Origin of the sequence: Noviherbaspirillum sp. (assembly GCF_035627455.1) — a bacterium.
Taxonomy (GTDB): domain Bacteria; phylum Pseudomonadota; class Gammaproteobacteria; order Burkholderiales; family Burkholderiaceae_D; genus Noviherbaspirillum.
Window position 1 is genome coordinate 1 of sequence record NZ_DASPLS010000001.1, and the last position, 9,882, is coordinate 9,882.

Consider the following 9,882-nt stretch of genomic DNA (forward strand, 5'->3'; position numbering starts at 1 on the left):
CAGTTCGAATGCGTACATGCTGTCCTCCTCATGCGGGCCGGGTGGCCGACTCTTGCGCGGTCTGACTTGCCGACTGAATGGCCTGCCACACTCGTTCCGGCGACGCCGGCATGTCCAGGTGCGTCACGCCCAAGGGCGAGAGCGCGTCGATGACGGCGTTGATAACGGCTGGCGGAGATCCGATTGCACCCGCTTCGCCGCAACCCTTGGCGCCCAGCGGATTGTGCGTGCAGGGCGTGACGCGATTGCCGACGCGGAAGCTAGGCAGATCGTCGGCGCGCGGCATCGCGTAATCCATGTAGCTGCCCGACAGCAGCTGCCCGCTCTCGCGGTCATACACGCAGTTCTCCAGCAAGGCCTGCCCGATGCCCTGTGCAAGCCCGCCGTGGACCTGGCCTTCGACGATCATCGGATTGATGACCTCGCCGAAATCGTCGACAGCCGTCATGGCAATCACCTCGACCACGCCGGTTTCCGGATCGACTTCCACTTCACAGATATGCGCGCCGGCCGGGTAGGTAAAGTTGGTTGGATCGTAGAACGCGGTCTCGTTCAATCCGGGTTCCAGCTTGTCGAGCGGATAGTTGTGCGGCACATAGGCAGCCAGCGCGACCTGGGCGAACGGCACGCTGCGGTCAGTCCCGATGATGGAAAACTTGCCATCCTTGAACTCGATGTCGCTGGCCGAGGCTTCCAGTATGTAGGCCGCGATCTGCTTGCCCTTGGCTTCGATCTTGTCGAGCGCCTTCATGATCGCCGATCCGCCCACCGCAAGCGAACGCGAGCCGTAGGTGCCCATGCCGAACGGCACGCGGCCGGTGTCGCCGTGCACGATGTCCACCTGCTCGAACGGAATGCCAAGCCGGCTGGAGACGACCTGCGCGAAGGTGGTTTCATGCCCCTGCCCGTGGCTGTGCGAACCGGTAAACACGGTGACGCTGCCGGTCGGATGCACGCGGATCTCGCCGACTTCATACAGCCCCGCGCGCGCGCCGAGCGCGCCGGCGATGTTCGAGGGCGCCAGCCCGCAGGCCTCGATATAGGTGGAGTAGCCGAGTCCGCGCAGCTTGCCGCGCCGTTTCGCCTCCTCGCGTCGCGCCGGGAAACCGGCGACATCGGCCAGCTCGATTGCGCCGTCCAGGCAGGCGTGGAAGTCGCCGGTATCGTATTGGAGCGCCACCGGGGTCTGGTAGGGGAACTCGGTGATGAAATTGCGCCGCCGCAGTTCGGCGTCATCGATGTTCATCTCCCTGGCCACCGCCGATACCAGCCGTTCCACCACATACGCAGCTTCCGGACGTCCGGCGCCGCGGTAGGCATCCACCGGCGTGGTACTGGTGAACACGCCGTCCACCTCGGCGTAGATCTGCGGCGTGGCGTACTGGCCCGCCAGCAGCGTCGCATACAGGATGGTCGGTATCGCCGTTGCGAAAGTGGACAGGTAGGCGCCGAGATTGGCGACGGTATGCACCCGCATCGCCAGGAACCTGCCGTTGCCGTCGACCGCCATTTCCGCCACCGTGGCGTGATCGCGGCCGTGCGCGTCGGACAGGAAGGACTCCGAGCGCTCGGCGGTCCACTTCACCGGCCGGTTGATCTTTTTCGCGGCCCAGGCCAGCACCACGTCCTCCGGGTACAGGTAGATCTTTGAGCCGAAGCCGCCGCCCACGTCGGGCGCGATCACGCGCATCTTGTGCTCCGGCAGGCCGAGTACGAAGGCGGTCAGCAGCAGCCGCTCGACGTGCGGGTTCTGGTTGGCCACATACAGCGTATACGTCTCGTCGGCGCGGTTGTACTGGGCCAGCGCGGCGCGCGGCTCGATCGCGTTCGGCACCAGGCGATTGTTGATCAGCTCGACGCGGGTGACGTGATCGGCGCGCGCGAATGCCGCGTCCACGGCGGCCTTGTCGCCGATCGCCCAGGTATAGCACTTGTTGTCGGGTGCCTCGTCATGCAGGACCGGCGCCCCGGGCCGGAGCGCTTCGCGCGCATCGATCACGGCCGGCAGCGCGTCATACTCGACCTGGATCAGCTCGGCGGCATCCTTGGCCTGCAGATAGGTCGCTGCGATGACGACAGCCACCTGGTCGCCGACATGGCGCACCTTGCCCTGCGCGAGTGCCGGATGGGAGGGTTCCTTCATCGGCTGGCCGTTGACATCGGTGATCAGCCAGCTGCACGGGACGCCGCCAACCTTGTCCGCGGCAAGATCCTCTCCGGTCAGCACGGCAATGACGCCGGGCGCGCTTTGCGCGGCGCTCTTGTCGATCGACAGAATCCTTGCATGGGCATGCGGCGAGCGCAGGAAATAGGCATAGGTCTGGCCAGGAACCTGCACGTCGTCGGTATAGTTGCCAGTGCCGGTAATGAAGCGATAGTCTTCCTTGCGGCGCACCGAGGCGCCGATGCCGGTTTCTCGTTCGGAAGGGGCATTCATGTCAGGCTCCTCTCATGTTGGCGGCGCCCACCTGCACGGCCTTGACGATGTTGTGATACCCGGTGCACCGGCATATGTTGCCGCCGAGCTGTTCGCGGATGTCGCGCTCGGACGCGTCCGGATGCCGCTTGACCAGGTCGATTGCGCACATGATCATGCCCGGTGTGCAGAAGCCGCATTGCAGGCCATGGCATTCCTTGAACGCCGCCTGCATCGGGTGCAGCGTGCCATCCGCGGCCGCAACGCCTTCGATGGTCGTCACCTCGGCGCCCTGGAACTGCGCCGCCAGCGCCGAGCAGGATTTGACCGCGTTGCCGTTGACGATCACGGTGCATGCGCCGCACTGGCTGGTGTCGCAGCCGACATGTGTGCCGGTAAGCAAAAGATTCTCGCGGAGGAACTGGACCAGCAGGGTCCGCGGATCGATTTCCGCGCTTGCCGGATTGCCGTTGACGGTCATGGATACCTTGATTGCCATGCGCTTACTCCTCAAATGAGATGCCACCTGATGAGTGCTAGGCAGTTGCCGCAGGAGAAAAGAAGGACACGGCCTGTCCGACGCCACCGAAGGCCGTCGCCGGCAAGCTTGTCTCCATTTTTTATCCCGATAACCCGGCCGCTTGCCCAGTCATCGAAGTCTTTATGTCGCAGTCGGCCGTAATGGGATGGCCTCGGTGATACGGGATTTAGCGTACGTGCGTTACGCCGGATATCTTTGTCGTATGTCAAACGTAATCCAAGGCCGCGGCCGCAGAATTTTTCTGACGGGTTCACGCGGGATTTGCCGGCCTCTCATTCTCATGGAAAGTCTCAGGTACACGATATGGACAGCACCGATCTGGAAGTGTTGAAAAGCTGCGGGCAATGGCTGGACGGCGGACACCGCTGCCAGCTTGTGACGGTCATCAGGACATGGGGCTCCAGCCCTCGCCCCGAAGGCGCGATGCTGGCAATTCGCGACGACGGGCGCGTGGTCGGCTCGGTGTCGGGCGGATGCATCGAAGACGACCTGATCGACCAGGTGCGCAGGCAGGGAATCACCCGCGAGCTGCCGGAAATCGTCACCTACGGCATCACGGCTGAGCAGGCGCATCGCTTCGGCCTTCCCTGCGGCGGCACCATCCAGCTGGCAATCGAGCCGCTTTCGGCCAGCAGCCGGATCCCGGAGCTGCTGCAGCGGCTGTCGGCCCGCGAACTGGTTGCGCGCCGCCTCGACCTCGGTAGCGGCGAGGTGACGCTGGGGCAGGCCGGCCCTGGCATGAGCCTGCAGATATCGGCCTCCACGCTGACCACGGTGCACGGCCCGCGCTGGCGCCTTCTGATCATCGGCGCAGGGCAGTTGTCGCGCTTCCTGACGCAGATTGCGGTCGGCATGGATTATCACGTCACGGTGTGCGATCCGCGGGAGGAGTATCGTGCCGACTGGCAGGTTGAAGGCACGGAACTGGTACATGCGATGCCGGACGATGTGGTGATCGAGATGCGGCCGGACGCGCGCAGCGCAGTACTGGCCCTGACCCACGACCCCAAGCTCGACGACCTGGCTCTCATGGAAGCGCTGAAATCGGACGCCTTCTATGTGGGCGCGATCGGTTCGCGCGCCAACAACGCCAAGCGCCGGGAGCGCCTCAAGCTGTTCGATCTGACCGATGCGCAGTTGGCAAGACTGCGCGGGCCGGTGGGACTCTACATCGGCAGCAAGACGCCCCCGGAAATCGCGATTTCCATCCTGGCGGAAATGACCGCGGTCAAGAACGGCGTGACGCTGCCCAACGAAGTCCAGGTGGAATACGCGAAGAATGCGGTAGCGTCAGTAGCGGCGGAGACCGGTAATCCGCGGTGAAGGAGACAATGATGAAGGTAGCGATTGCAGGAGCCGGGATTGGCGATCCGACGCCGGGCCTGATGCTACATGGAAAAGGCATCGAGGTGGATATCTTCGAGGCCATCGGCGAAATCCGGCCGCTCGCCGTCGGTATCAATCTGCTGCCCCATGCCAGCAAGCAGCTGTGCGACCTGGGCCTGGAAGAAAAGCCTGGCCAGGAACGGCATCGAGACCTCGACACTCGCCTACTTCAACAAGTTCGGCCAGGAGATCTGGCGTGAACTACGCGGCCGTGCCACAGGTCGACAAGGAAGTGTTCGCGAGGCCGTTTGACAACTGGAAATGGGGCTGGATCGACGTTCCCCCCATCATCGAGGGCGCGGAGGCGGTGTATGAATTCCCGCTGGTTGACCGCGATCCCTTGCCGCGCTGGACCTTCGAGCGCGCCACCCTGCTCGGCGATGCGGCGCACCCGATGTATCCGATCGGTTCCAATGGCAGTGCGCAGGCGATCCTCGACGCGCGCTATCTGACGGATTGCCTGACCTCCGATGCCAATCTGCTGTATGCGCTGCGCGAATACGACGCCGAGCGGCTGCCGCGCACTGCCGGCATCGTGCTGCGCAACCGCATGAACGGGCCCGAGCAGGTCATGCAGATGGCGGAAGACCGCGCTCCCAACGGCTTTGCCCATATCGACGACGTCATTCCGCGGGAACAGCTCGAAGCCGTTTCCCTGCGCTACAAGCGGCTGGCCGGATTCGACAGGGATTCCGTCGCCGCGGTCCGCCCCGCGTAAGACGTCGGCAATCGTGCTGCGTCATCTTTTGGGATGCCGTGCAGGAATTCATTTCTCAAGGAAAGTACCATGACTAGCGACAGCAGCAATCCAATGGGACTGATGGGGTTCGAGTTCGTCGAATTCGCGTCGCCCACCCCGAATGTGCTCGAGCCCGCGTTCGAAGCAATGGGTTTCACTCCGGTTGCGCGGCACCGCTCCAAGGATGTGACGCTCTATCGCCAGGGCGACATCAATTTCATCGTGAACAACGAGCCGAACAGTATTGCTTCCTACTTCGCCGCGGAACACGGCCCCTCGGCGTGCGGCATGGCATTCCGGGTGCGCGATTCGCACCAGGCGTATGCGCGGGCGCTCGAGCTCGGCGCGCAGCCGGTGGAATTGCGGACCGGGCCGATGGAACTGCGCCTGCCGGCGATCAAGGGGATCGGCGGCATGCCGATCTACCTGATCGACCGCTTCGAAGAAGGCAAGTCCATCTACGACATCGATTTCGAATTCCTGGACGGGGTGGACCGCAAGCCGGCCGGCTTCGGCCTGAAGACGCTCGATCACCTGACCCACAATGTCTATCGCGGAAGAATGGCCTACTGGGCCGGATTCTATGAAAAGCTGTTCAACTTCCGCGAAATCCGCTACTTCGACATTTCCGGCGAATATACCGGCCTGACCTCCAAGGCCATGACCGCGCCGGACGGCAAGATCCGCATTCCGCTCAATGAGGAATCGAAGAAAGGCGGCGGACAGATCGAGGAATTCCTGATGCAGTTCAACGGCGAAGGGATCCAGCACATCGCGCTGCTGGCCGACGACTTGCCGGCGACGCTGGATCAACTGAAGATGGCCGGCGTGCCGTTCGTGCCGCCGCCGCCGGAGACCTATTACGAGATGCTGGAGGAGCGCCTGCCCGGCCATGGCGAAGCGGTCGACGCCCTCAAGACCCGCGGCATCCTGCTCGATGGCAACACCAAGGGCGAGAAACGTCTTTTGCTGCAAATCTTTTCGCAGCCGGTTTTCGGCCCGGTCTTCTTCGAATTCATCCAGCGCAAGGGCGACGAAGGATTTGGCGAAGGCAACTTCAAGGCCTTGTTTGAATCGATGGAGCGGGACCAGATCCGCCGCGGCGTGCTGGCGACCAAATAATGCCGGCCGCACCCGGGCTGCCCGCGATGCCGGCACTGCGCAAGATCGCCAGGATCGAGGTGAACGTGCAGCCGCCGATCGACCTGGGCGCGTTGTCGGGTGCGCAGCGCAGGATCATTCCTATCACCGGCGGCACGCTGTCCGGCGACGGCTTGCGCGGATCGATCCTGCCGGGCGGAAGCGATATCCAGCAGGTGCGCCGATGGCGTGGTGGAATTGACGGCGCGCTATGCGATCGACCTCGGCGACGCAGGAAAGCTGCTGGTGGTGAACACCGGCATCCGGCGCAGCCTCCCACCGGCGGACGGCGCCTCCGGGACCTACTTTCGCGGCGTCGTCCGCTTTGCCGCCCCGGGCGAAGCGCTCCAGTGGCTGAATGACAGTGTGTTCATCAGCAGCGGCTACCGGGAAGGTTCCACGGTGCTGCTTGATGTGTTCGAGGTTCGCTAGACAGGAGGAGGCGCGGTCATGAATGACATGAGGACAGGCATCGGCCAGATCGGGTATCAGTCGGGGTTTGGCAATGAATTCGCCACGGAGGCAATTCCCGGCGCCTTGCCGGTCGGCCGCAATTCGCCGCAAAAGGCGCCGTACGGCCTGTACGCGGAACAGCTTTCAGGTACCGCATTCACCGCGCCGCGCAGCCATAACCGGCGCTCGTGGCTCTACCGGATTCGCCCGGCGGCGGTGCACCAGCCATTCACGCCGCTCGCCGGCAACAAGGTGGTCAGCGATTTCAGCAAGGCGCCGCCCACCCCGCCCAACCAATTGCGCTGGGATCCCTTGCCGATGCCGGACGCCCCGGTCGATTTCATCGACGGCTGGGTCACCATGGCCGGAAATGGATCGCCTGATGCGATGGACGGCTGCGCGATCCACCTGTATGCGGCGAACAAGTCGATGCAGGGCCGCTTTTTCTACGACGCCGACGGCGAACTCCTGATTGTCCCGCAGCAGGGACGACTGCAGATCGCGACCGAGCTCGGGATCATCGAGGTCGAGCCGCAGGAAATCGCGGTGATTCCGCGCGGCTGCCGGTTCCGCGTCGCTTTGCCCGACGGGCAGGCGCGCGGCTATATCTGCGAGAACTTCGGCGCGCTGTTCCGCCTCCCCGACCTCGGCGTGATCGGGTCCAACGGGCTTGCCAATCCGCGCGACTTCCTCGCGCCGCAAGCCTGGTACGAGGATGAAGAAGGCGACTTTGAACTGACCGCCAAATTCCAGGGCAACTGCTGGAGCGCCCGCATCGGCCATTCGCCGCTCGACGTAGTGGCGTGGCATGGCAACTACGCGCCGTACAAATACGATCTGCGCCGCTTCAATACGATCGGTTCGATCAGCTACGATCATCCCGATCCGTCGATCTTCCTGGTGCTGCAGGCGCCGAGCGACACGCCCGGGGTCGACACGATCGATTTCGTGATCTTCCCGCCGCGCTGGCTCGCCGCGGAAGAGACCTTCCGTCCGCCGTGGTTCCACCGCAACGTCGCCAGCGAGTTCATGGGTCTCATCCACGGGGAATACGATGCCAAGGCGGAAGGTTTCGTGCCGGGCGGCGCCAGCCTGCACAACTGCATGTCGGGACACGGCCCCGATGCGGAAACCTTCGAGAAGGCCTCGGCTGCCGACACATCGGTGCCAAAGAAGGTCGGCGACACCATGGCCTTCATGTTCGAGACGCGCAACGTCATCAAGCCGACCGGGTTCGCGTTGGAGACCGCGCAGTTGCAGGCCGATTACTTCCAGTGCTGGCAAACACTGCGCAAACACTTTGATCCGGAGAAGAAATGAGCGCGCCCGACTCCACCACTTCTCCTGCCCTGAAAAGCTGGATCGCCGCCGCCAATGCGCCTGAGTGCGACTTCCCGGTGCAGAATCTGCCATACGGGGTGTTCCGGACCGACACATTGCCGCCGCGGGCGGGCGTGGCGATCGGCGACCAGGTCGTCGACCTCCATGCGCTGGCCACCGTCGGCTTGCTGGCATGCGACCCGAACCTGTTCCTGCGGCCAAGCCTGAATGCGTTCATCGCACTCGGGCGCCCGGCATGGCGCGCGATACGCGAACAGCTGAGCGCCCTGCTCTCGGGTGAAAATCCGGCCTTGCGCGATGACGCGCGGCTGCGGTCCGGCGCGCTCGTTCCGCTTGCCGCCGCGCGCATGCTGCTGCCGGTCGAGGTGCCCGGCTATACCGATTTCTATTCCTCGAAAGAGCATGCGACGAATGTCGGCATGCTCTTTCGCGATCCGGATAATGCCTTGCTGCCGAACTGGCTGGAGATTCCGATGGCTACAACGGCCGCGCGTCGACGGTTGTCGTCAGCGGAACACCGGTGCGCCGGCCGAACGGGCAGATCAAGCTGCCCGGCCAGGAGCGCCCCGTCCTCTGCCCGTCCCGCAAACTCGACCTGGAGCTGGAGACCGGCTTCATTGTCGGCGTGCCCAGCGACATGGGCGAACCGATCGCGGTGGACGCCGCGGAAGATCACATCTTCGGGCTGGTCCTGCTCAACGACTGGAGCGCCCGCGATATCCAGTCCTGGGAATACGTTCCCCTGGGGCCGTTCAACTCGAAGACCTTTGCCACGACGATCTCGCCCTGGATCGTCACGATGGATGCGCTGGAGCCTTTTCGCACCCGGCAGCCGCCGCAGTCCCCCGTGCCTCTGCCGTATTTGCAGCATCAGGGCGATCATGCGTTCGACATACGACTGGAGGTCGGGCTGCGGCCGGCGTCTTCCAGCGAACCGGCCACCATCGCCAGGACAAACTTCAAGACCATGTACTGGTCGATGGCGCAGCAGCTGGCGCATCACACGACTTCCGGCTGCAATGTCCGGATCGGCGACCTGTTGGGTTCCGGGACCATCAGCGGGCCGAGCCGCGATTCGCTCGGATGCCTGCTCGAAATGACCTTCAACGGGCGCGAGCCGATTTCACTGCCGACAGGGGAACAACGCGCATTTCTCGAAGACGGCGATGAACTCATTCTCCGGGGCTGGTGCCAGGGCGACGGTTTCCGGATCGGCTTCGGCGAGTGTGCCGGCGCGATTCTGCCGGCGGTGGCCATTAGCTCGGGCGAAGGATAGGCAGGCGCCAGGTTTGGCCCGCGCCGCCGGCCTCGCGTTCAATCCTGCACCAGCTTCCATTTGCCGTTCTCTATCCTCACCAGCACCTGCCCGCGGGCATCGAGGCCGTTATGGTTGGTCGGCGTCATGTTGAACACGCCTTCCGGGCTGACGACTTCCTTCATCCCTTCCAGTGCGTCGCGCAGCGCGGAGCGGAATTCGGGCGTGCCGGGCCAGGCTTTCTTTAGCGGGCACCGTGGCGTCGAGCCAGTTGCGCTGTCCATGCAGTCAACGGAATCGGCTATACTTTGCCTGGGTGCTCACACATCTCGTGTGGCAGGGTATGCGCTGGTCGGGCCGCCACGCGGCTCAACTACGCCCTATGAACGCACCCATCGTCATGCAAGTCCTGGCTGCCGCCCTTTCCGGCTCGGCTGCACCCCACACTTCCAGACCCGGCTGTTCGAACGCCTGGCCCCTGCTGCCAGCGCCACGCCTGCCACGCCCGCCACATCTGTGGTCCGGGCGGAAACGCGCGGTGGCCGTAATTCTTCCGCCGGGCCTGGCGCCCGCTTCCTGTCCGGCACCGTGCCGGAAATCCGCAGACAGCC

General features: G+C 64.1%; 7 protein-coding genes and 3 pseudogenes. 7 read left to right on the forward strand and 3 right to left on the reverse strand.

Annotation, left to right across the window (positions count from 1 at the left end; all coding sequences use genetic code 11):
- Positions 1–28 precede the first annotated feature (28 nt).
- Entirely contained in the window at positions 29–2,437 is a 2,409-nt protein-coding gene (locus VEC01_RS00005) for a xanthine dehydrogenase family protein molybdopterin-binding subunit (RefSeq protein ID WP_324897481.1), read from the reverse strand.
- A 1-nt stretch (position 2,438) separates the two neighbouring features.
- Entirely contained in the window at positions 2,439–2,915 is a 477-nt protein-coding gene (locus VEC01_RS00010) for a (2Fe-2S)-binding protein (protein ID WP_324897483.1), read from the reverse strand.
- 345 nt (positions 2,916–3,260) lie between these two features.
- On the opposite strand from VEC01_RS00010, the gene VEC01_RS00015 reads away from it, so the two are divergent.
- The 7 genes and pseudogenes from VEC01_RS00015 to fahA all read left to right on the forward strand — a co-directional run bounded on the left by VEC01_RS00015 (position 3,261) and on the right by fahA (position 9,292).
- The gene (locus VEC01_RS00015; protein WP_324897485.1) at positions 3,261–4,280 is read left to right on the forward strand and encodes an XdhC family protein; all 1,020 of its coding nucleotides are present in this window, start codon (positions 3,261–3,263) and stop codon (positions 4,278–4,280) included.
- Positions 4,281–4,288: 8 nt separating this feature from the next.
- Complete coding sequence (locus tag VEC01_RS20610; protein WP_414691393.1) at positions 4,289–4,543, forward strand: hypothetical protein; 255 nt, start codon at positions 4,289–4,291, stop codon at positions 4,541–4,543.
- Positions 4,540–5,061, forward strand: coding sequence for an FAD-dependent monooxygenase (locus VEC01_RS00020; RefSeq protein ID WP_414691394.1), 522 nt, complete (start codon positions 4,540–4,542; stop codon positions 5,059–5,061). The genes VEC01_RS20610 and VEC01_RS00020 overlap by 4 nt, the downstream gene beginning before the upstream one ends.
- A gap of 69 nt (positions 5,062–5,130) precedes the next feature.
- Positions 5,131–6,204, forward strand: a complete 1,074-nt coding sequence (gene hppD, locus VEC01_RS00025; protein WP_324897487.1) for a 4-hydroxyphenylpyruvate dioxygenase — start codon at positions 5,131–5,133, stop codon at positions 6,202–6,204.
- A gap of 26 nt (positions 6,205–6,230) precedes the next feature.
- Positions 6,231–6,654 (forward strand): annotated as a pseudogene (locus tag VEC01_RS00030) (DUF3237 family protein).
- Between the two features lie 18 nt (positions 6,655–6,672).
- Positions 6,673–7,995, forward strand: a complete 1,323-nt coding sequence (gene hmgA, locus VEC01_RS00035; protein WP_324897489.1) for a homogentisate 1,2-dioxygenase — start codon at positions 6,673–6,675, stop codon at positions 7,993–7,995.
- Positions 7,992–9,292, forward strand: a pseudogene (gene fahA / locus VEC01_RS00040) (fumarylacetoacetase). Before hmgA ends, fahA begins: the two are co-directional and overlap by 4 nt.
- 38 nt (positions 9,293–9,330) lie before the next feature.
- On the opposite strand, the pseudogene VEC01_RS00045 reads toward fahA, so the two are convergent.
- A pseudogene (locus VEC01_RS00045) lies at positions 9,331–9,519 on the reverse strand (branched-chain amino acid ABC transporter substrate-binding protein); the annotation flags it as partial.
- Positions 9,520–9,882: the final 363 nt, after the last annotated feature.

What these genes read in the sequence shown, in the direction of transcription:
- hppD (WP_324897487.1), top strand. Translation starts at nt 5,131, where the DNA reads ATGACTAGCGACAGCAGCAATCCAATGGGACTGATGGGGTTCGAGTTC.
- VEC01_RS00010 (WP_324897483.1), bottom strand. Translation starts at nt 2,915, where the DNA reads ATGGCAATCAAGGTATCCATGACCGTCAACGGCAATCCGGCAAGCGCG.
- VEC01_RS20610 (WP_414691393.1), top strand. Translation starts at nt 4,289, where the DNA reads ATGATGAAGGTAGCGATTGCAGGAGCCGGGATTGGCGATCCGACGCCG.
- VEC01_RS00015 (WP_324897485.1), top strand. Translation starts at nt 3,261, where the DNA reads ATGGACAGCACCGATCTGGAAGTGTTGAAAAGCTGCGGGCAATGGCTG.
- VEC01_RS00005 (WP_324897481.1), bottom strand. Translation starts at nt 2,437, where the DNA reads ATGAATGCCCCTTCCGAACGAGAAACCGGCATCGGCGCCTCGGTGCGC.
- hmgA (WP_324897489.1), top strand. Translation starts at nt 6,673, where the DNA reads ATGAATGACATGAGGACAGGCATCGGCCAGATCGGGTATCAGTCGGGG.